Below are 22,016 nucleotides of genomic sequence, written 5' to 3'. Positions count from 1 at the left end.
CCGGGATGGCTTATCTGTCCTTGCCGACCTGGTTGCCGATCACGCCGCCCACCGCGGCTCCACCGACCGTGCCCACCGCGCTGCCGCCGGTGAGGACCGCGCCCCCGACAGCGCCGACACCGGCGCCGATGGCCGTGTCCCGGTCCCGTCTCGACATGCCGCTGCATGCACTCAAGCCCACCAGAAGGGTTGCTGCCAGGAGGGCTGCGCTGAGCTTGATCGTTTTCATGGAGGTACCTCTTTGAGGAAGCGTGGAATGGATTCCACGCACAGACGGATGTCTCTTGACGAAGGGTCGGCCCGTAAAACATCCTGAGCGGGCAATGGACCAGATGAAACCCAGACTACGCCCGGACGACGCGCCGGTCTGTGCGCTTGCGCACCGAGGCGGCTGAAGGGCCCAGGGCGTGGACCCGCCGCCGCGCGGACTTTGTTCGCTTGCGCACAGACGCCTGCCCGGCGCGCCCGTACAAGGGGCCATGGCCCATGGATCTGCCGATCCGCGGGCTGCGCAAGGAGTCCGTTCATGTCCAGTTTCTCTTCCCTCGTTCCCAGTTGGGACACTTCGTCGCTGGGCCATCCCGACAGAACCCCCCGCGCCGAGCGCCTGATGCTCGGCCAGCACCTGGCCCACTGCGGCGCTTTGCGGGGCCCGTTGCGGGCGGCGTGGACCGGCCTGTCCAGATGCCACCGCCTGCTGGCGGAGCGCGCCCTCACGGCGACCCTGCTGATCGCGCTGGTGGCCGGCACGGCGTGGCTGGTGCTGTAGCACCCGATGCACGGAAAACCCATGGGACTGCGACGCCGATGGACCTGGGTACCCCCACAGCTCGATCGTGTACTGGATACCCGCAGCGGCCCCACCCTCGGGCCGTTCAGGGCCGAGCTGTTCGGCTGCGCGGGCTTCGAACGGTACGGGCTCAGCCTGAACGGTTCGCACCGCGTGGGCAAGGCCCGGTTCGGGCAGGCCACGTTCCATCCGCGCCTGCAAGGCAACCTGCGGTCGCTGCGCACGTCGTTCCGCTACATCGCAGAACTCACCCAGGACGGGCATGAAGTCGGCCCGGGCTCCGAGTGGCTGCTGGACAATTTTTCGCTGATCGAGGATCAACTGAGGGAAATCGGCGAGGGCCTGCCCACGCGCTACTACCGCACCCTGCCCGTCCTGCAGGCCGAGTCCCTCGTCGGGCTGCCGCGCATCTACCACGTGGCCTGGGCTTTCGTGGCGCATACCGACAGCGCCTTCGACGAAGACCTGCTGACCTGCTTTCTCAACGCCTACCAGGAGGGCGGCGAGCTCAGCCAGGGCGAGCTCTGCGCGCTGCCCACCACGCTGCGGGTGGTGCTGGTGGAGAACCTGCGGCGCCTGGCCGACCGGATCGCCAGCCACGGGGCCGCGCGGGAACTGGCGGTGCTGTGCGCCGACCGCGCCCATCCCCTGGCGCTGGACGAGCTTCAGGCCATGCAGCGCCTGATGGATGCGCGCGGCGTGGGGCAGGTCTTCCTGGCCCATCTGGCCCAGGTGCTGATGGGGCACCGGGGCGGCTCCGGCGGTTCGCACCCGGCGGTGGACCGTTGGCTCCAGGAAGCCATTCCCGACCTGCCGTCCCTCCAGGTGCAGCAGCACGCCGACCACGCCGCGGACCACCTGAGCGTGGGCAATGCCGTGGCTTCCCTGCGGCTGATCGGGGCCAGCGACTGGCCCAGCATCGTGGCCCACACCAGCCGGACCATGCGCGTGATGCAGGCGTCGCCGGTGTTCGTCGCCGAGGACGATGCCAGCCGCAACACCACGCTGCACGGCATCGAGCGCCTCACCGCGCGCTGCAAGGGGCAGAGCGAATCCGCCGTGGCGCAGACGCTGATCCGCTTCATGTCCGGCGCGCAGGGCTCCGCCGCCCAGGCGGGGTACTGGCTCCATGGCGCGGGGCGCGCGCAACTGGAGCACGCGCTGGGCGCGCGGCGGCGCCTCGCGGACCTGGGGCATGCGCTGCCGGCGCTCCCCCGCACGGCCACTTACATGGGGGCCATCCTGGCCGGCACGCTGGCGCTCGTGGCCGGGCTGCTCCATCTGTCGGGCGGCGCGCTGACGCAGCAGGGCTACGCGGCCCTCGGCCTGCTGGGGCTGCTGATGGCGTTCCCGGCGTCCGAGGCGGTGATTGCCCTGGTCAACCGCCTGATCTCCGAATCGGCCACGCCGGCGCATCTTGCGCGGTTTCTGCTCAAGCACGGCATCCCGCCGTCGGCGCGCACGATGGTCGTGATTCCGGCGCTGCTCGGCAGCCGCGCCACGGTCGCGCAACTGGTGCACCGCCTGCACCTGCACTACCTGGCCAACCCGGAGGCCAGCGCCCAGTTCGCCCTGCTCAGCGACTGGGCCGATGCGGACGCCGAGAGCCTGCCGGAAGACGCAGCCCTGCTGGCGCACGCGCAAGAGCTGCTGCAGGCGCTGAATGCGCGGCACCCTCCGGCGCCCGGCGCCGCGCCGCGCTTCCTGCTGCTGCACCGCGCCCGCGTATACAGCGCCACCCAGCGCCAATGGATCGGGTGGGAGCGCAAGCGGGGCAAGCTCGAACAACTGGTTGCCACGCTGGCCACGGGCGTGCCGGGGCCGTTCATGGACATGGCGGCGCTGTCGCAGGCGGCGCCGGACACGCGCTACGTCCTGACGCTCGACAGCGACACCGAACTGCCTCCCGGCCAGTTGCGCGCCCTGGTGGGCGTGGCGGAGCACCCGGACAACCAGCCCCGGCTGGACGGCACGGGCCGCACGGTGACGCAGGGCTACGGCATCCTGCAGCCGCGCGTGGTGGCGCCCCTGCCCCGGGCGGGCGCCCGTTCGCCGTGGCAGTGGCTGTTCGCGGGGCAGCAGGGCATCGACCCCTACAGCGCCGCGACGTCGGACGTGTACCAGGACTTCTTCGGCGAAGGCAGCTTCATCGGCAAGGGGCTGCTGCACGTGGCCGCCCTGCACGCCGTGCTGGGCGAGCGCCTGCCGCACGAGCGCGTGCTCAGCCACGACCTGCTGGAGGGCGCGCTGGTGCGCTGCGCGGTGGTGTCCGACGTGGCCGTGATCGAGGCGGACCCGCCGCACAGCGACACCGACGCCGCGCGCCAGCACCGCTGGACCCGCGGGGACTGGCAACTGCTGCCGATGCTCTGGCACCACCGGCGCTGGGGGCTTTCCCCCGTCAGCCGCTGGAAGCTGTTCGACAACCTGCGCCGCTCCCTGGTGGCGCCGGCATCGCTGGTTTTGATCGTCGCCGCCATGGCCGGGCATGGCCTGGCGCTGCCGATGGCGCTGGCGCTGACGGCGATGGCCTATGCCACCGGGCCGGTGGTCGGCAGCCTCGCCGGCCTGCTGCCGCGCCGCGCCCGGTCGGTGGGCGCGCGCTTTGCCATTGCCGGCGGCAGGGATCTGCTGCGCGCCGTGCTGGGTGGCGCCTGGTACCTGGCCCAACTGCTGCCGCAGGCCCTGCTGCATGCCGACGCGATCGCCCGCACGGCGTACCGCATGCTGCTGAGCCAACGGCATCTGCTGGAGTGGACGACCGCCGAATCCGCCCACGCCGCCCTCAAGCCGGGCCTGGCGCCCGCGCTGGCCCGGCATCGGGCCGCCTCGTTGAGCGCGCTGGCGCTGCTGGCGGGGCTGTGGGCGCTGCCAACCCCCATCACACCCCTGGCCCTGTGCGTGCTCGCGGTCTGGGCCTGCAGCCCGGTGCTGGTGTGGCTCTGCAACAGACCCTGGCAGCACGCCCATCGCCCCGCGCCGGCCCCGGACGACCGCGTGCTGCTGGAGGGCATCGCGCGCGACACCTGGCGCCTGTTCGAGCGCTGCGTGGGCCCGGGCGACCACCACCTGCCGCCCGACAACCTGCAGACCGCGCCGTTCGAGGCCATCGCCCACCGCACCTCGCCCACCAACATCGGGCTCTACCTGCTCAGCGCCGCCTGCGCGCGGCAGTTCGGCTGGATCGGCAGCTTCGAGCTGCTGGCGCGCCTGGAGGCCACGCTTGGCACGTTGCAGAAAATGGAGCGCCACCGGGGGCATTTCCTGAACTGGTACGACACCGAGACCCTGCAGCCCCTGCACCCGCGCTACGTCTCGACCGTGGACAGCGGCAACCTGAGCGCCCATCTGCTCGCGGTGTCCCAGGCCTGCGCCGCGCTGGCCCGCGACCCGCTCGACCAGCACGCGGCGCTGCGGGCGATGCACGCCTCGCGGGCGCGGCTGGCGCCGCTGCGGGCCGGCATCCATGGCCTGCTGCACCACCCGCCGCACCAGACCGCCACCGGCCGGCTGCTGGACGCCGAACTGCCCTCCCCGCAGGACCTGCCCGGCCGCGCCGCTTTCTACGCCCTGCTGCACGGCGCCGCGGCCGAACTGAGCGCCCAGGCACCGCCCGAGCCCCCCATGCCGGCGGACGGCGAGGCACGCGCCCACGACGGGCTGCAGTGGCTCCTGGCCGACCACCTGGCCACGGTGCAGTCGGCGGCCCTGGACAGCGCGGCCATCGGGGCCGGCGACGGCCCCCTCATCACGCAGCGGTTGCTGGCGCTGGCCCGCGCGCTGGAGCAGTTGGCCTGGGAGGCGGATTTCGGCTTCCTGTTCCACGCCAAGCGCCATCTGCTGCACATCGGCTACCGGCTGGAAGAGCAGCAGCTCGACACCTCGTTCTACGACCTGCTGGCGTCGGAGTCGCGCACCACCAGCCTGCTCGCCATCACCAAGGGCGATGTGCCCGTGCGGCACTGGAAGGCGCTGGGGCGGCCGTTCTTCGCCAGTGGCCGCAGCGCCGTGCTGCGGTCGTGGTCGGGCTCGATGTTCGAGTACCTCATGCCGTTGCTGGTCATCGCCGAACCCCCGGGCGGCGCACTGGACGAGGCCAACCGCTCGGCGCTGCGGGAGCAGATGGCCTTCGTCGGCGGGCACGGCATGCCCTGGGGCATTTCGGAAAGCGCCTATGCGGGGCGGGACCAGACGCTGGCGTACCAGTACGCGCCGCAGGGGGTGCCGCGCCTGGCGCTGCGCCGCACGCCGGCGGCCGAGAAGGTGATCGCCCCCTACGCCACGGCCCTGGCGTGCCAGGTGGACGTGCAGGCCGCCTGCCAGAACTTCCGCGCCCTGGCGGCCCTCTCGGCGCGCGGGCGCTACGGCTTTCTCGACGCGCTGGACTTCACGCCCGGGCGGCAGACCCACGGCGAAGCCTTCACGCGGGTCAGCACCTACATGGCGCACCACCAGGGCATGACCATCGTGGCGCTGGCCAACGTGCTGCTGCGGGGCGTGGCGCAGCGCTGGATGATGGGCCACCCCGGCATCGAGGCGGTCTCATCGCTGCTGCAGGAGCGCGTTCCGCGCGAGCTCTCCAGGCTGCGCACCCCGCCGGCGCTGGGGGCGCCGCCGCAGTCCCCGCACAAGCGGCGCGGGCATTCCACCCGCACCGTGATCCCGGGCGCGCAGGCCCTGGAGCCCACCCACCTGCTGTCCAACGGGCGCTACAGCGTCACCCTGCGCGCGAACGGCGCCGGCTGGAGCCGCCTGGGCGCGGCCGGCATCACGCGCTGGCGGGATGACGTATTGCGCGATGCCTGCGGCAGCTTCGTGTACCTGCGGCTCAAGCGCCATGCCACGCCGGTCTCGGTGACGCGCCACCCGGCGCCCGACCCGGCGGCCACCTACCAGAGCACCTTCCAGCAGGACCGCGTGTGCTTCGAGGCGCACTGGCCCGGCCTGCGCGCGCGCACCACGGTCTGGGTCAGCCCCGAGGACGACATCGAGTTCCGCAAGGTGGTGCTGAACAACCTGGGCCCGCAGACCATCGAGCTGGAGCTGATCTCGGCCTTCGAGGTGACCTTGACGAGCGCCGCGGCGGACGAGGCGCATCCCGCCTTCTCCAACATGTTCGTCAAGGCGGACTGGCGCCCCGACCAGCAGGCCCTGTGCTTCGAAAGGGTGCCCCGGCTGGCTGGCGACGGCACCCTGCGCGCCGCGCATTTCCTGGCCCATGCGAGCGGCGAGATCCTGGGCCTGCGCTGCCAGACCGACCGCAGCCAGTGGCTGGGGCGCGGCCATGCGCCGAGCCAGCCGCTGGCCAGCCTGGCGCCCGTGCCCGGCCAGGCGGCGGCGCTGGACACCCACCTGGATCCCGTGGCGGTCCTGGGCGCGCGGCTGCGCATTGCCCCAGGGCAGCAGGTGAGCGTGACCTTCGCCACCGCCGCATGCGACTCCGAAGCCACGCTCATGGCGGTGGTGGACAAGTACCGCCAGCCCAGCTACGTGGAGCGCGCCTCGGTGATGTCCGCGACGCTGGCGCAGGGCCAGGCGGCGCCGCACCGCCCCGGGCCGGAACACCTCCCCGCCCTGCAACTGCTGACCACCGCCCTGGTCTTCACCCTGCCCAAGGCCGCCTTGAAAAGCGCGGCGAGCGCGCCGGGCGCGGCCCAGGCCCATGACCGGCGGGTGCTGTGGCCGCTGGGCGTTTCCGGCGACCGGCCCCTGATCCTGGTGAGCGCGGGCGCGCCGCAGGGCCTGGGCCTGCTGCGCATCCTGGTGCAGGCCTTGTGCGAATGGTCGCGTGGCGGCGTGGGGTGCGACGTGGTCGTGCTCAGCAGCGAAGCCCATTCGTACCACATGCCCGTGCAGCAGGAACTGAACCTGCTGTGCGACCAGCACGAGACGGACCGCAAGGCCCGCCCGGGGCCGGCGGTGGCGGGCCTGCACGTCTTCCGCCCGGCCGAGATCACCCCCGAGCAACTGGCCAACCTGCAACGCCTGGCGTGCGCATGGCTGCACGCCGATGGCCGCGCCCTGTCGCACCAGGTCAAGGCCTGGAGCGACCGCCACGCGGCCCGGTCGGGCCCGCTGCGCGCCGATGCGCCGCCGCGCCAGGTGGGTGTTCGCCGCAGCCTGGGCAGCGCGGCCCGGGCGCCGACGGGCGCGTTCTCCACGGACACGGGCGACTTCCAGTTCGACGTGGGGCCCGCCCTGCGCCCGGCCAGGCCCTGGGTCAACGTGTTGGCCAACCCCGGCTTCGGCAGCCAGATCTCCGACAGCGGCGGCGGCAACACCTGGGCGCTGAACAGCCGGCTGAACCAGCTCACGGCATGGCGCAACGACCCCGTGGCCGACACGCCCGTCGAATGGTTCCTGCTGCAGGACCGGCGCACGCAGGACGTCTGGAGCGTCACGCCCTCCGCCTGGGGCGAGGCTGGCGCGACGTACCGCATCGTGCACGGCCAGGGCTTCACCGGCATCAGCCACCGGCGCGGCGACCTGGGAGTCTCGGTGCGCTGGTGCGTGGACATCGAGACCGCGGTGAAACAGGTGCGCATCACGGTCACCAACCACGGCACGCGCAAGGCGCACCTGCGCATCGTCGGCATGGTCGAGTGGATGATGGGGGAAAAGCGCGCGGACCGCGCGACGGTGGCAACCGCGCCTTGCCTGGCCCATCCGCCCGCCCAGGGGCTGGAGGGGCTGCTGTGCACCCAGACCGAGGCCGCGGCCGGCTTGGGCGGTGGAACGGCCTTCTTCTGCGAAGCCCACGGCCATGCGAGCGACAGAAGCCACGACAGCCTGGACTGGACCTGCGACCGCAGCGCGTTCTTCGACACCCAGGGGCAGTTGCAGCTCCCGGCCCTGCTGGGCCAGCGCGGCGGCTACGGGCTGGACCCCTGCGCGGCGCTGTCGCGCCTCGCCACGCTGCGCCCCGGCGCGACCATCGAGCAGGTCTACCTGATCGGCTACGCGCCCAGCCCCGAGGCCGCGCGGGCGCTGATGGCGCAAGCCGCCCCCGTACCCGCCACCCAGCGCGAGCAAGCCGTCCGCCGGTACTGGGACTCGCTGCTCGGCGCCACCCAGGTCCGCACGCCCGACCCGCTGCTGGACGTGATGGTGAACCGCTGGCTGCTGTACCAGACCCAGTCCTCGCGGCTGTGGGCCAAGGCGGGCTTCTACCAGGCCGGCGGCGCGACCGGCTACCGCGACCAGCTGCAGGATGCCATGGCCTTCGCCTGGGCGGATCCCTCGCTGCTGCGCGCGCAGATCCTGCTGTGCGCCTCGCGCCAGTTCCAGGAGGGCGACGTGCAGCACTGGTGGCATGCGCCGGGCGGCGCGGGCGTGCGCACCCGCTTCTCCGACGATCTGCTGTGGCTGCCCTTCGCCTGCGCGCACTACCTGCATGCCACGGGCGACCCGGCCATCCTGCGCGAGGACGTGCCGTTCCTCGATGCCGCGCCCCTGCCCGACGGCGTCGAGGACGTCTACGGACGCCCCAGGTCAGCGAAATCTCGGCCTCGGTGTACGAGCACGCCGCGCGTGCCATCGACCGCAGCCTGGCCGTGGGCGCGCACGGCCTGCCCCTGATCGGCACGGGCGACTGGAACGACGGCATGAACCGGGTGGGCCATGAAGGCAAGGGCGAATCGGTGTGGCTAGCCTGGTTCCTGTGCGCCATCGTCAGCGACTGGATACCGCTGGCGCGCAGCGCTGGCGACGCCACCCGCGCCGCGCGGTGGCAAGCCGCGCGGCAGGGCTGGCGCCAGGCGCTGCAGGGCGCGGCCTGGGACGGGCAGTGGTTCAAGCGCGCCTTCTTCGACGACGGCAGCCCGCTGGGATCGGCCAGCCAGCCCGAAGCGCGCATCGACCTGATCGCGCAGGCGTGGTCCGTGCTCTCCACGCCGGACTGGTCCGCCCGCCAGGCCATGGCCATGGAGGCGGTCGAGGCGCATCTGGTCCGGCCGGACCTGGGGCTGATCCAGTTGCTGGCGCCGCCCCTGGTGCACGCCGTGCCCAGCGCCGGCTACATCCAGGCCTACCCGCCCGGCGTGCGCGAGAACGGCGGCCAGTACACCCATGCCGGCGTGTGGGCGCTCATGGCGGCGGCGGCGCTGGCGGTTCGCCAGCCAGCGCCGCACCCAGGCGCCGCCCAGGCCACCGACACGCCCTACCGCTACTTCACCTACCTGAGCGCGGCCCACCGGGCCAGCCACCCCGAATGGGGCCGGCATTACCAGATCGAGCCCTACGTGATGGCAGGCGACGTCTACAGCCAGCCGCCCGACGCGGGGCGCGGCGGCTGGAGCTGGTACACCGGCGCGGCGGGCTGGATGCACCGCGCCGCCGTGGAGTCCATCCTGGGGCTGCACCTGGGGGCCGAGGAGCTGTTCTTCACGCCCTGCCTGCCCGCCCACTGGCCCGAAGCCGAGTTGACGCTGACGCGCGACGGCCGCTCCATGCGGTTCATCCTGGTGCGGGCCAGCCCAGCCATGGCGCTGGACAGGTGGGCCGCCTCGGGCGCGCGGCTGCTGCGCGTGGGCGAGCGCCTGCGCTGGCGAGACCTGCCCGCGCACAGTTGCTTCGTCGTTCCTCTTGCGCCGGAGCGCACAGCCCATCCCGCGCACCGGGGAACCGGCGCCGAGGGCCAGGAGGCTGGCCCCGTGCAACCGGCCCCCTTTCGAACGCGCAATGTTCGCCATCGCACCGACCCCCGGCAGGCACCGGTCTACGCTGCAAGCAGCAAGAGTCCACTGGAGAAAGCCATGACGCCCCCCTCGCAAAACGAACGCGACCCGAAAATGCTCGCGAAACAAAACGCCGGCTTCACCGCGCCTCCGAAAGGCGTGGCGCCGCGCATCCTCCTCGCGAAGGACCGTGCCGGGACGACCGCACCGCCCCCCACCGAACCTCATCGGGAAATCCTGACCCTGAAGCGGGCTTCAAGGGTGCGCTATCCATAGCCGCCCGAGGCGGGTTGCCCGTAGGCGGCCTCTATCGCGGCGCGGCATCCGCCTGTGCCTGCTCGATGCGGTTCAGGGCCTGGCGTATCGCGGCAAGGATCAGCGTGTCCGCGCAGCCGTCATCGATGTCGGGCACATCCCATCCGAAGATGGCACGGTATTTGTCGACCAGGGCTTTGACGTCGGACACCAACTGGGCGCGGCGCGCGTCCAGTTCCAGTTGCTCCAGCTTCGCCATGGCATCTCTCCTTCAACGCGTGGTGGGCGGAGTGCCGTTCTAGCGACCGCAACCGATGCCGTCCGTGCGCCACCGCGCACTGACGAAGGCCACGCTTCAGCGTCAAAGGCTGTCCACCACGCCGCCATCCACCCGCAGCGCAGCCCCCGTGGTGGCCGACGCCTGCGGCGAACAGGCATAGACGATCATGGCCGCCACCTCGTCCACGGTGGCCAGGCGGCCGATGATCGAGGAAGGGCGCTGCCGGCGCACGAAGGCGGTGCCCACCTCGTCGATGGACTGGCCGGTTTTGCGCACCGCCGGGGCCAGCACCTCGGCCACGCCCTCCGACAGCGTGGGGCCGGGCAGCACCGAGTTCACCGTCACCCCACTGCCGGCCACCCGCTTGGCCAGACCGCGCGCAATGGCGATCTGCGCGGTCTTGCTCATGCCGTAGTGCACCATGTTGGGCGGGATGTTGAAGCCCGACTCCGACGCCACGAACACCACGCGGCCCCAGCCCCGCGCCACCATGCCCGGCATGTAGGCGCGCGCCAGGCGCACGCCCGACATCACGTTGACGTCGAAGTGGCGCTGCCACACCTCGTCGGGCGCCTCGAAGAAATCCTGCGGGGCGTAGATGCCCAGGTTGTTGACCAGCACGTCCACCGCCGGGTGCGCGGCCACCAGCGCGGCGCAGCCCTCGGCCGTGCCCAGGTCGGCCGCGAAGCCCTGCACGGTGGCGCTCGGCGCGGCGGCGCGCACCGCCGCCACGGCCTGATCGACCGCCTGCTGCGTGCGGCCGTTGACGATGACGGCCGCGCCGCTGCCGGCCAACGCTTTGGCCGTGGCCAGGCCGATGCCCAGGGTGGAGCCGGTGACGAGGGCGGTTTTACTGGTGAGATCGATGTGCATGGGACAACTCTTTCGAAAGTGAAAAATTGTGAAGGCTTCACGCCTGCCCGAGCAGGGCCTCCAACGCTTTCTGCATGCGCCGCGAGTTGGCATTGTCGTAGGCCACCCCAGGACGTGGGCTGGAATTGTCATCCACCCCCAAATTTCCCAATTTCCGCCAGTTTCCGCTGATCAACGAGCAGACGGTGACCGGTAAACGCTACAACGCGCAGTCCAGCATCGAGGTCGATACCGAGGTGTTCTGACCACCAGCGCCGGGCCGTGCGCGTCGGCCTGCGTCAGTGCGTGGTGTGTGCCCCGCTGCAGCAGCGCAGCACCACGCGGCCGGTGATCTGGCCGCGCCGCATGCGTTCAAACACCTGGTTCACCTGGTCCAGCGGCTGCGTCTCGGTGATGCAGCGCAATTTGCCCTCGGCGGCCAGCGCCAGCACCGCGCGCATGTCGTCGCGCGTGCCCACCGATGAGCCCACCACGCGCGCCTCGATGCCCACCAGCGACAGCGCCGGGAAGGTCAAGGGCTCGGCAGGCAAGCCCACCACCGACAACGTGCCGCCCGGGCGCAGGCAAGTGAACGCCGTGTCATACGCCGCCTTGGCTGCCGACGTGACCACCGCCACATGCACGCCGCCCTGCTTGCGCAGTGCCTTGATGCCGCCGGCATCCGCGGCGTTCAGCGTTTGTGCCGCGCCCAGCTCGCGGGCCAGCGCCAGTTTGCTGTCGTCCAGGTCCAGCGCGATCACCTCGGCGCCCCAGGCACGGGCGATCTGCACCGCCAGATGGCCCAGGCCGCCGACACCAAACACCGCCACACGCTGGCCCGGGCCGACGCCCGCATTTTTCAATGCGCGGTAGACCGTCAGCCCGGCGCAGAACAGCGGCGCGGCTTCTTCAGAGCTGAGGGCATCTGGAATCGGCAGCGCGTGGCTGGCACGCGCCGTCATGTAGTCGGCAAAACCGCCATCGACCATCACACCGGTGATCACCGCGCGCCGACAGAGGTTTTCGCGGCCCTCCAGGCAGGGCTCGCAGGCGCCGCAAGTGGCATGGTTCCAGGCGACGCCGACGCGGTCGCCCACCGCCAGATGCGTCACGTTGGCACCGCGCTCCACCACGCGGCCCACCACCTCATGGCCGGGGATCAGGTCCGCCTTGGTGGCGGCTTTCAGTGCCGGCTGGTCGCCTTCGGCCACATGCAGGTCCGAATGGCAGACGCCGCAGACCTCGACCTGGATCAGCACCTCATCCGGCTTGGGGGCCGGGCGGGGCACGTCTTCCACGCTGAGGGTGGGGCCGAAACTGTGAAGCACTGCAGCTTGCATGAGAGATCTCCTGGGGTTTGGCGAATTTGCGGGGCGCAAAGGCGCAAATGGGGCGCAAATCGGGTGTGTGCAAATGGAGCGCAATGGCGCAAACGGGGTCAGATTGGCGCAAACGGGGCGCAAACGGGGTCAGATGAAATTTTTCATCCGCCCCTTCTCTCACCCCTTCCGCAGCAACGCCTTCAACGCATTCTGCAACCGCCGCGCGCCGGTCTCGTCGTAGCCGGCCGCCAGCACGGCGGCCGCGTCCTGGCCCCAGGTTTGCGCGGGCGCGGGGTCGTTGCGGCGGGTGAGCAGTTGCAGTTGCAGGGCGCGGCGGGCGTTGATGTGCTCGGCTGGAGTGGGCACCTCGGCGGCCATTTCCAGGCGCAGGAGGGCTTCGGCGGATTTGCCGGCGTTGCCGCCAGCGCTGGCACCGAGGGCCTGGGTCCAGGCGCCGCGCACGGCCGGGGTGACGGCGCGGCCCAACTCCTGCACGCTGGGCACCTGGTCGGGCTGGCGCTGCTGCCAGGCGGTCAGCAGTTGCGTCAGGGCCTCGCCGTGGGCCTGGGCGGCCAGCTTGCGCAGGGCGGCCTCGGCGTGCTCGACGGCGTCGCGCTGGGCGCGGAAGGCGGCGTCACCCAGGCGCGGGCCGCGGTCTTCGCGCGGGAAGCGGTCGTTGCGATCACCAAAACGGTCGCCGCCGCCACGCGCGTCGCGGCCGCCAAAACCGCCGGGGCGGCCGTCACGGCCACCGGGGCCGCCCGGTCGCCCGCCGGCGCGGTCGCCAAACTTGCCGCCGCGGGCGGGGGCGGGCTCGGACTTGCGGGCGCCGGGGCGGTCGTCGCCGCGCATGGCGATGAGCGGCTTGGCGGGTTTGGAAGGCGCGGCGGGCGCGGGCGCCGGGGCGGCGCCGTCACCCTCGCCAGCATCGCCTTCAGCGGCCTGGGCGGCCTCGGATGCTCCTGATTCAGGAGCTGATGGCGCAGTATCGGCGCTGGCCGGAGCCTGTTTTTCTTCAGAACCGGACGCGGCGGCGGCCTGGCCGCGGGTGGCGGCGTCGAGCTGCGCCATGGCGGCGCGGATGCGCTGGGCGTCGCCGCTGGCGTTGGCGGCCTCCAGCGCCTTGGCGGCGTCGAGCACGGCCTTGTCGTGCACGCTCATGGCGGCCTGCTGCTTCTCGCGCTCGGCGCTCTTGCGGTTGAAGGCGTCGTCGATGGGCTTGCGGAAGGCGTCCCACAGCTTCTGCTCGTGCTTGCGGTCCAGGGGCACGGTCTGGGCCTCGGCCTGCCAGCGCTGCTGCAGTTGGCGGACGGCGTCGATGCGCAGCATGGGCGCGGCGCCCAGGGCGTCGGCCTCGGCGATGAGGGCCTGGCGGCGCGCGGTGCTGGCCTTCTGCTCGGCTTCCAGCGGCGCGGCGGCGGCGTGGATGGCGGCCTTCCACTGGGGCTGCAGGTCGGCGTAGGCTTTCTCGGACAGGTGGCCGGCGTTGCGCCAGCGTTCGGAGAACTGGTGGATCTGGCGGTTGAAGGCCTTCCAGTCGGCGCCGCCTTCGGGCTGCGCGTGGGCGGCGCCCCAGGCCTTGACGTCCTCGATCAGGGCCAGGCGCTGGGCGCGGTGCTCGGCGGCGTCGGCGCGCACCTTGTCGAGCCAGGCGTCGACGAATTTGTGCGCGGCGTTGCAGGCGCGGTCGAAGCGCTTCCACAGCGCGTGGTTGGGCGCGCCGCCCTGGTCGGCGGCCTTCCATTCCTCGCGCAGCTTGCGGAGGGATTCCTGCAGCTTGCGTCCGCCCATGGCGGGGATGGTTTCGACGCCTGCCTCCGGCGTCGGCGCCGGCGCGAGGACGGGGGCGACGTTGAATGTAGTCTCAGTTTCTTTTTGGCCTTCAGCCAGCGCCAATTCTACGCTTTCAGCTATGATTTCAGGAGTATCCGACGTGTCGGAGACGGGCGCTTCAGCAACGGCCGCGTCATCCACGGCGGCTTCAGGCTCGGCCGCCTCGGGCGCATCGGCCGGCGCGCCCTGGGGCACGGGGGCGCCCTTGGCCTTGCGCTGGACGAGCAGTGCCTCGGCCCGGGCGACGAGCTGCTCGCGCAGCTTGTCGGCGCTCCAGCGTTGCCAGCCTTCCAGCTCGCCGGCGGAGACCAGGGTGGCGTGCACGCGCGCTTCCAGCGCGTCGTCGATCAAGCGGCCGTGGGCCTTGAGCGACTGGCGCAGCGCCTGGGTGGCGCTGTGCGTGTTCTTCGTGTGGCCGGCGGCGACGGCCTGCTCCAGCAGCATCACGCCGGCTTCGACAGCCTTGGCGGCGGCGGCGCGCTGCTCGGGGTCGATTCGGGGCCTGGCGGGCTTGTCGGCGGCAGGCGCGGCGGCGCCCTCGCCCGCGGGCTCGCCGCGCGCGGCGCGCAGCTCTTCGGCCCACACGGGCACGGGCGGCAGCGGCGCGGCGGCATCCAGGGCGGCGGCCACGGCCTGGGCCAGCGCGGGGGTGAAGGCACTCCATACCGCTTCGAGCTGGGCTTGCGCGGCCTCGATCTGCGGCGGGTAGCGCAGGTCCACGCTGGGCCATTGCGCGTCTGCCTGCAGCGCCTGGGCCTGTTCGCGCCAGTGGGCCAGGTCGGCGGCCAGCGGAGCCTGCTGCGCCTGAGCCTCGGCCCAGGGCTTGGTGGACAGCAGCTCAATGCGCTGGGCCAGCAGCGCGGCGGCCTCGCGCTGCACCATCACGCGTTGTTGCAGGTCCTCGACGGTCTTGATGCGCTCGACCAGTTGCACGCGCAGACCGGCCAATGGCTCGCGCGACAGCGGCGCGCCGGCCTTGGCGGCGTCGCGCTGCCAGGCCAGGGCGTCGGCGATGTTCAGGCGCGCGGCGTCCAGCAGCGCCTGGGCCTTGGCCTGCCACTCGGCGGCGACGGCTTCCTGGTCCTTGGCGCGGCGCAGTTCGTCGAGCTTTTCGCGCAGCGCCTTGGCGGCGCCCTTGTCCTTGGCGGACAGCTCCTTGTAGACGGCCTGCATCTGCTCGGCGGCGGGCCCGGTGGCCAGCCAGTCGCGCACGCGCTGGGCACGCTCGCCCGAGGTGGCGGCGGAGAACACGCCGCCGGTCAGGGCGTCGAGCGGATGGGCCTCGGGCGCCTGGGGCGTGGGGGCCGGGGCGGTGGGCTGGGGGTCTTTGGGGTCGCGGGAGAAGGGGAACATGCTGCGGAGGATGTACGGCGGATGCGGGCGCGCCCGAGCGGCGCGGCGTGAGCCGCGTATTGTCACCGGGATTGCGGCGCTGGCGGCATGGGGCGGCGGGCGGGGTCGGCGTTTGAATTGTTGGTGGGGTTGGAGGCGCTAAGCTCGCCCCGTGCCCACCCCCATCCGCCGCATCGCGCACCTCGACATGGACGCCTTTTACGCGTCCGTCGAATGGCTGCGCTATCCGCAGCTCAAGGGCCTGCCGATGGTCATCGGCGCCGGCGCCGCGCGCATGGATGGCCTCCTGGCGGCGCTGCCCGAGGGTGCCACGCGCGCCGACATCCCGGTCGGGGCGTTCCCGCTGCTGCGGGACTACGTGGGACGCGGCGTCATCACCACCGCCACCTACCCGGCGCGCCAGTTCGGCGTGGGCTCGGCCATGGGGTTGATGAAGGCCGCCAAGCTGTGCCCGCAGGCCATCCTGCTGCCGGTGGATTTCAGCGAATACCGGCGCTATTCGCGCGAGTTCAAGCGCGTCATCCGCGAGATCGCGCCGGTGATGGAAGACCGCGGCGTGGACGAGGTGTACATCGACTTCACCGAGGTGCCGGGCGGCCAGCGCGAGGGCGGGCGGGTGCTGGCGCGGCTGATCCAGAAGAGCATCCTGGACGCCACCGGCCTGGGCTGCTCGATCGGCGTGGCGCCCAACAAGCTCGTCGCCAAGATGGCGAGCGAATTCGACAAACCCAATGGCATCAGCATCGTCTTCGGGCACGACGTCGAACGCCTGATCTGGCCTCTGCCCTGCCGCAAGATCAACGGCATCGGCCCGAAGGCCGACGCCAGACTGCAGGGCCACGGCATCCGCACCATCGGCGAGCTGGCGGCGCGCGAGCGCGCGTGGCTGGCCGGGCACTTCGGCAAGAGCTGCGGCGCCTGGCTGCACGACGCCGCGTGGGGATGCGACGAGCGCCTGGTGGTGACCGAAAGCGAGCCGGTGAGCATGAGCCGCGAGACCACCTTCGGGCGCGACCTGCACGCCGTGCGCGACAAGGCCGAGCTGGGGGCCATCTTCACCGGGCTGGCTGAAAGCCTGGCGGCCGACCTGCAGCGCAAGGGCTACCAGGGCAAGACCATCGGCATCAAGCTGCGCTTCGACGACTTCCGCATCGTCACGCGCGACACCACCATCGCCCAGCCCACGCACGACGCCGCCACCATCCGCCGCGTGGCGGGCCTGTGCCTGAAGCGCGTTCCGCTCGACCGCCGCCTGCGCCTGCTGGGCGTGCGCGTGGGCTCGCTCAGCAAGCTGGGCGCCAAGCGCGCGGGCGAGGCCGCAGCGGCCGGCTCGCCGCACGACACGGCGCCGCTGTTCTGAAGCAGTCCCGCGTTCAGGGAAACGTCAGCGGTTCATGGCGCTGCGCAGGTGACAGCACGGACCGAACGGCCGCGGAGCAGGCCAAGCCAGTGCGCTCCTGGCCGGGCTCTGCCCGGACAGCGGGTGCGCCCCCTTGAGGGGGAGGCGCAACATCGCGCAGCGGGTGGAGCCACGGGGGTGGGTCAATCCACCAGGGCCGAATACACCAACTGGCGCAACTGGGTGCGGATCGGGTAGGCGCTGGAAGGCAGCAGCTGGGTCATGAAAATGGCGGTGATCTCCTCGGCCGGATCGACCCAGAACGCCGTGCTGGCGGCACCGCCCCAGCCGTACTCGCCCGGGGTGCCCAGGGTGCCGGCGGCGATGGGATCCTGCAGCACCGAGAAGCCCAGGCCGAAGCCCTGGCCGTCGAACCCCACCTCGGCGAACAGGGGAATGCCGAACTGCTTCAGGTCCTGCCCGCCGGGCAGCGAGTTGGTGGCCATGCGCCGCACCGTGCGGCTGCCCAGGATGCGCTGGCCCTCCAGCTCGCCGCCGCGCAGCAGCATCTGCGTGAAGCGGTGGTAGTCGGCGGTGGTGGACAGCAGCCCGCCGCCGCCAGACAGGAAGCTGATCTCGCCGAGCAACAGGTTGCCGAAGTCGTCGTTGCGCGTGGCTTGGCCGTCCTTGCCGGGCACGTAGAGCGCGCCCAGCCGCTCGCCCAGGTCGCCGCGCAGGCGGAAGGCGGTGTCCCGCATGCCCAGCGGGCCGAGGATGCGCTCTTCGAAGAACTGCTCCAGGCTTTGCCCCGAGATCACCTCGACCAGGCGGCCCAGCACGTCGGTGGACACCGAGTAGTTCCAGCGCGTGCCCGGGTCGAAGCGCAGCGGCAGCGTGGCCCAGGCGTCCACGCACTGCTCCAGCGTCCAGTCCTTGGGCACGCCCCATTCGAAGCCGGCGTTGCGGTAGATCTCGTCCTGCACGTGGATGTGGTGGAAGCCGTAGGTCAGGCCGGCCGTGTGGTTGAGCAGGTGCACGATGCGCATCGGCTCGGTGGCCGGCCGGGTCACCGGCTTGATGGCCGGGCCGCCGGTGAGCACGCGCATCTGCGCGAAGGCGGGTAGGTACTTGGCCACCGGGTCGGTCAGCTCGAAGCGCCCTTCCTCGTACAGGATCATGGCCGCCACCGAGGTGATCGGCTTGGTCATCGAGTAGATGCGGAAGACCGTGTCGTCCTCGACCGGCAGCTTGTTTTCGATGTCGCGCCAGCCGTAGTTCTCGCGGTAGGCGATCTCGCCGCGGCGGCTGACCTGCACCTGCCAGCCCGGCAGGCGGCCGTCATCGACGTAGGCGGCGAAGTGGCGGCCGATACGGGCCAGGCGGGCGGGGTCGAAACCAAGCTGGGACATGGGAATTCGTCAAGTGGACAAGGATCGGCCGCATCCTAATCCACTCCCCCGCCGTCCCGATGTCACCGACGCGCGCCCGCGCCGCGAGCGACAATCCGCGCACGCTTTCCCAGGAGATCGTGCGCGAGGCGGTCACGGCGGCCCGAGAGCGGCGCGAGGGCGACTTTCCGGCGCTGGCGCCGCTGCGGTACTTCTATGAAAGAGGGTCGCAGGCCGGTCAGCGCCGCGCCTGCGCCCGCACCTGCCGCCACACGGCCAGCGCCTGAACGGTGTCGCGCACGTCGTGCACGCGCACGATGCGCGCCCCGCGCTCGACGGCCATGAGCGCGGCGGCCACGCTGCCGGCCACGCGCTCGGCGGCGGCCGGCGGCACCGGCGCGTCGCCCTGCAGCGCGGCGCCGATGGACGACTTGCGCGACCAGCCGGCCAGCAGCGGGTAGCCGGCCGCCAGCAGCTCGTCCTGGCGTGCCAGCAGCGCGAAATTCTGCGCCACGGTCTTGCCGAAGCCGATGCCGGGGTCCAGCACGATTCGGGTCTTTTCGACCTCCAGCCTGCGCAGATTCTGAGCCGATTGCTCCAGAAAAAGGAGCACCTGGGGCACCGCGTCGCCCGCCATCGGCGCTGACTGCATGGTCCGCGGATCGCCGTGCATGTGCATCAGGCAGACGCCGCAGGCCCCATGGCGGGCGACGGCCTCGGCCGCGCCCGGCTGACGCAGGGCCCAGACGTCGTTGACGATGTCGGCGCCGAGGTCAAGCGCGGCCTGCATCACCCCGGGCTTGTAGGTGTCGACCGAAACGGGCACGCCCAGGCGCACCGCCTCGCGCAGCACCGGCAGCACGCGCGCCAACTCCTCGGCCAGCGGCACGGGCGGGCTGCCGGGGCGCGTGGATTCGCCGCCGATGTCGAGGATGTCGGCGCCCTCCTTCAGCAGCCGCTCGCAGTGGCGCAGCGCGGCCGGCGCGTCGGCGTGGCGCCCGCCGTCCGAGAAGGAGTCGGGCGTGACGTTGACGATGCCCATCACGCGCGGCGCGCTCAGGTCGATCTGGAATCGGGTGGTGCTCCACTGCATGCGAAAGGCCGTCCTGCCGAAACGAAAAAGCGGGGCCGAAGCCCCGCTGGATGCGACGATGCCGGCGTGCGCCCCGATCAGGCCACCGTGGGCGCCGGGTCGGCCGGCTTGGCGGCCGGCGTGCCGCCGCTGCCCCCCGTGCCGGACGACGGCGTGCGCGGCGTGAAGTCCTTGGGCGGGCGCGGCACGCGGCCGGCCATGATGTCGTCGAGCTGCTCGACGTCGATGGTCTCCCATTCGAGCAGCGCCTTGGCCATGGCGTGCATCTTGTCCTGGTTGTCCTCGATCAGCTTGCGCGCCAGCTTGTACTGCTCGTCGATGATGCGGCGCACCTCGGCGTCCACCTTCTGCATGGTCTCTTCCGAGATGGTGGTGGTCTTGGTGACGCTGCGGCCCAGGAAGACCTCGCCCTCGTTCTCGGCGTAGACCATGGGGCCGAGCGCGTCCGTCATGCCATAGCGCATCACCATGTCGCGCGCGATGTGCGTGGCGCGCTCGAAGTCGTTGCTGGCGCCGGTGGTCATCTGGTTCATGAACACCTCCTCGGCGATGCGGCCGCCGAACAGCATGCTGATCTGGTTCAGCATGTATTCCTTGTCGTAGCTGTAGCGGTCGTTCTCGGGCAGGCTCATCGTCACGCCCAGCGCGCGGCCGCGCGGGATGATGGTGACCTTGTGCACCGGGTCGCACTTCGGCAAAAGCTTGCCGATGAGCGCGTGGCCGCTCTCGTGGTAGGCGGTGTTGCGGCGCTCGTTCTCGGGCATGACCATGCTCTTGCGCTCGGGGCCCATCAGGATCTTGTCCTTGGCCTTCTCGAAGTCCTGCATCTCGACCACGCGCGCGTTGCGGCGCGCGGCCATCAGCGCGGCTTCGTTGCACAGGTTGGCCAGGTCGGCGCCGCTCATGCCGGGCGTGCCGCGCGCGATGATGTTGGCGCTGACGTCCTGGCCGATCGGGATCTTGCGCATGTGAACGTTCAGGATCTGCTCGCGACCACGGATATCGGGCAGCGTGACGTAGACCTGCCGGTCGAAGCGGCCGGGGCGCAGCAAGGCGGCGTCGAGGATGTCCGGCCGGTTGGTGGCGGCCACCACGATCACGCCCAGGTTAGTCTCGAAGCCGTCCATCTCCACCAGCATCTGGTTGAGCGTCTGCTCGCGCTCGTCGTTGCCGCCGCCCAGGCCGGCGCCGCGCTGACGGCCGACCGCGTCGATCTCGTCGATGAAGATGATGCAGGGGGCGTTCTTCTTGGCGTTCTCGAACATGTCGCGCACGCGGGCCGCGCCGACGCCGACGAACATCTCGACGAAGTCGGAGCCGGAGATGCTGAAGAACGGGACCTTGGCCTCGCCGGCGATGGACTTGGCCAGCAGCGTCTTGCCGGTGCCCGGCGGGCCGACCAGCAGCAGGCCGCGCGGGATGCGACCGCCCAGCTTCTGGAACTTCTGCGGGTCCTTCAGGAAGTCCACCACTTCCTTGACTTCTTCCTTGGCCTCGTCGCAGCCGGCCACGTCGGCGAAGGTCACCTGGTTGGTGTTCTCGTCCAGCATGCGCGCCTTGCTCTTGCCGAAGCTGAAGGCGCCGCCCTTGCCGCCGCCCTGCATCTGGCGCATGAAGTAGACCCACACGCCGATCAGCAGCAGCATCGGGCCCCAGCTGACCAGCAAGGTCATCAGCAGCGAGCCTTCCTCGCGCGGCTTGACGTCGAACTTGACGTTGTGGTTGATCAGGTCACCCACCAGCCCGCGGTCGAGGTAGGTGGCCTGGGTGCGCACGCGGCGGTCGTCGGTCATCACGGCCACGATGTCGGTGCCGCCCTGGCCCTCCTGGATGGTGGCGCTCTTGACGCGGTTGTTCCGTACCTCCTCCAGGAAGTCGGAGTACGCCACGTGGTTGGCGCTGGCCATGCGGCCGCCGTCGAACTGCTTGAACACAGTGAACAGCACCATGGCGATCACCATCCAGACGGCGATCTTTGAAAACCATTGATTTTTCAAGGCCTTGCGCTCCAGTCGGAAAAACCCGGCAATGCCGGACAGATGCGGGGCATTTTAGGCTTTTCAACCCACCGGCCCGCCCCGCATCAACCCGCGACCCTGCCGGCGGGGCGGCATTCAGGGCCGCGAGGCGCCACGGCCTTGACGCACGTCAAGCAGCAGACGGCGGCCCACCCTTCAGACCGATCCCCACCAGAAAGGTTTCAGCCGACTTGCCGCGCGAAGCCTTGGGCTTGACGGGCTTGACCACGCGAAAGCTCTCCTTGAACAGCTTGACCAGCTGGCTGTAGCCGCTGCCGTGGAACACCTTGACCACCAGCGCGCCCTCGGGCTTGAGGTGCCGCTGCGCGAACTCCACCGCCAGTTCCACCAGATGGCTGATGCGCGCCGCGTCGCTCGACTCGATGCCCGACAGGTTGGGCGCCATGTCCGACACCACCACATCCACCGGCTGGCCCTGCAGCGCCTCGGTCAGTTGCGCCAGCACCGCATCCTCGCGGAAGTCGCCCTGCAGGAAGCGCACGCCCTCGACCGGCTCCATCGGCAGGATGTCCAGCGCCACGATGGTGCCGTCGAGCTGGCCCACGGCCGCGCCGCCGGGCGAGAGCTTGCGCCGCACGTACTGGCTCCAGGCGCCGGGCGCGCTGCCCAAATCCACCACGCGGTGGCCGGGCTGGATGAGGCCCAGCGTTTCGTCGATTTCCTTCAGCTTGTAGGCGGCGCGGGCGCGGTAGCCCTCCTGCTGCGCCAGCTTGACGTAGGGGTCGTTGAGATGGTCGTTGAGCCAAGCCTTGTTGACCTTCTTGCTCTTGGATTTGATTTTCATGCTGCCCGGATAA

Annotated in this window: 12 protein-coding genes and 1 pseudogene; 4 read left to right on the top strand and 9 right to left on the bottom strand. The window is 71.2% G+C overall.

The genetic code is table 11. The annotated features are described in order from the left end of the window. Window positions 1-10: 10 nt before the first annotated feature. A complete protein-coding gene (gene osmB, locus IPG65_RS12015) occupies window positions 11-229 on the bottom strand; it encodes an osmotically-inducible lipoprotein OsmB (RefSeq protein ID WP_293189716.1) in 219 nt (72 codons plus the stop codon). 297 nt (window positions 230-526) lie between these two features. Between osmB and IPG65_RS12010 the strand changes: the two genes are divergently transcribed. After that, the gene (locus tag IPG65_RS12010; RefSeq protein ID WP_293189714.1) at window positions 527-769 is read left to right on the top strand and encodes a hypothetical protein; all 243 of its coding nucleotides are present in this window, start codon (window positions 527-529) and stop codon (window positions 767-769) included. 21 nt (window positions 770-790) lie between these two features. Beyond that, window positions 791-9,375 (top strand): annotated as a pseudogene (locus tag IPG65_RS12005) (glucoamylase family protein); the annotation flags it as partial. 397 nt (window positions 9,376-9,772) lie between these two features. Here IPG65_RS12005 and IPG65_RS12000 read toward each other — a convergent pair. The 4 genes from IPG65_RS12000 to IPG65_RS11985 all read right to left on the bottom strand — a co-directional run bounded on the left by IPG65_RS12000 (window position 9,773) and on the right by IPG65_RS11985 (window position 15,360). Next, window positions 9,773-9,979 (bottom strand): hypothetical protein, encoded by a 207-nt coding sequence (locus IPG65_RS12000; RefSeq protein WP_293189712.1) that lies wholly within the window; start codon window positions 9,977-9,979, stop codon window positions 9,773-9,775. Window positions 9,980-10,081: 102 nt separating this feature from the next. Beyond that, window positions 10,082-10,873 (bottom strand): SDR family oxidoreductase, encoded by a 792-nt coding sequence (locus tag IPG65_RS11995; RefSeq protein WP_293189710.1) that lies wholly within the window; start codon window positions 10,871-10,873, stop codon window positions 10,082-10,084. 278 nt (window positions 10,874-11,151) lie between these two features. Next, on the bottom strand, window positions 11,152-12,192 hold the full coding sequence (locus IPG65_RS11990; protein ID WP_293189708.1) for a zinc-dependent alcohol dehydrogenase: 1,041 nt from the start codon (window positions 12,190-12,192) through the stop codon (window positions 11,152-11,154). Between the two features lie 159 nt (window positions 12,193-12,351). Beyond that, on the bottom strand, window positions 12,352-15,360 hold the full coding sequence (locus IPG65_RS11985) for a DUF349 domain-containing protein (protein ID WP_293189706.1): 3,009 nt from the start codon (window positions 15,358-15,360) through the stop codon (window positions 12,352-12,354). Between the two features lie 187 nt (window positions 15,361-15,547). On the opposite strand from IPG65_RS11985, the gene IPG65_RS11980 reads away from it, so the two are divergent. Next, complete coding sequence (locus tag IPG65_RS11980; RefSeq protein ID WP_293190087.1) at window positions 15,548-16,720, top strand: DNA polymerase IV; 1,173 nt, start codon at window positions 15,548-15,550, stop codon at window positions 16,718-16,720. A 182-nt stretch (window positions 16,721-16,902) separates the two neighbouring features. Here the strand turns inward: IPG65_RS11980 and IPG65_RS11975 are convergent, their stop codons facing one another. After that, window positions 16,903-18,108 carry a serine hydrolase gene (locus IPG65_RS11975; RefSeq protein ID WP_293189704.1) on the bottom strand — a complete coding sequence of 402 codons (1,206 nt, stop codon included), beginning with the start codon at window positions 18,106-18,108 and terminating at the stop codon, window positions 16,903-16,905. 59 nt (window positions 18,109-18,167) lie between these two features. Between IPG65_RS11975 and IPG65_RS11970 the strand changes: the two genes are divergently transcribed. After that, window positions 18,168-18,374, top strand: a complete 207-nt coding sequence (locus IPG65_RS11970) for a hypothetical protein (protein WP_293189702.1) — start codon at window positions 18,168-18,170, stop codon at window positions 18,372-18,374. Here the strand turns inward: IPG65_RS11970 and folP are convergent. From folP to IPG65_RS11955, 3 genes are all read right to left on the bottom strand, one after another. After that, window positions 18,326-19,180 carry a dihydropteroate synthase gene (gene folP, locus IPG65_RS11965; protein WP_293189700.1) on the bottom strand — a complete coding sequence of 285 codons (855 nt, stop codon included), beginning with the start codon at window positions 19,178-19,180 and terminating at the stop codon, window positions 18,326-18,328. The genes IPG65_RS11970 and folP overlap by 49 nt on opposite strands. Window positions 19,181-19,257: 77 nt before the next feature. After that, the gene (ftsH, locus tag IPG65_RS11960; RefSeq protein ID WP_293189698.1) at window positions 19,258-21,177 is read right to left on the bottom strand and encodes an ATP-dependent zinc metalloprotease FtsH; all 1,920 of its coding nucleotides are present in this window, start codon (window positions 21,175-21,177) and stop codon (window positions 19,258-19,260) included. A 151-nt stretch (window positions 21,178-21,328) separates the two neighbouring features. After that, the gene (locus IPG65_RS11955) at window positions 21,329-22,003 is read right to left on the bottom strand and encodes an RlmE family RNA methyltransferase (protein ID WP_293189696.1); all 675 of its coding nucleotides are present in this window, start codon (window positions 22,001-22,003) and stop codon (window positions 21,329-21,331) included. Window positions 22,004-22,016: the final 13 nt, after the last annotated feature.

Source organism: Ottowia sp. (assembly GCF_016703145.1).
Lineage (GTDB): Bacteria > Pseudomonadota > Gammaproteobacteria > Burkholderiales > Burkholderiaceae_C > Ottowia.
The sequence above is the reverse complement of the archived record's forward strand: the minus strand, read 5'-3'. Positions and strand labels throughout refer to the sequence as shown.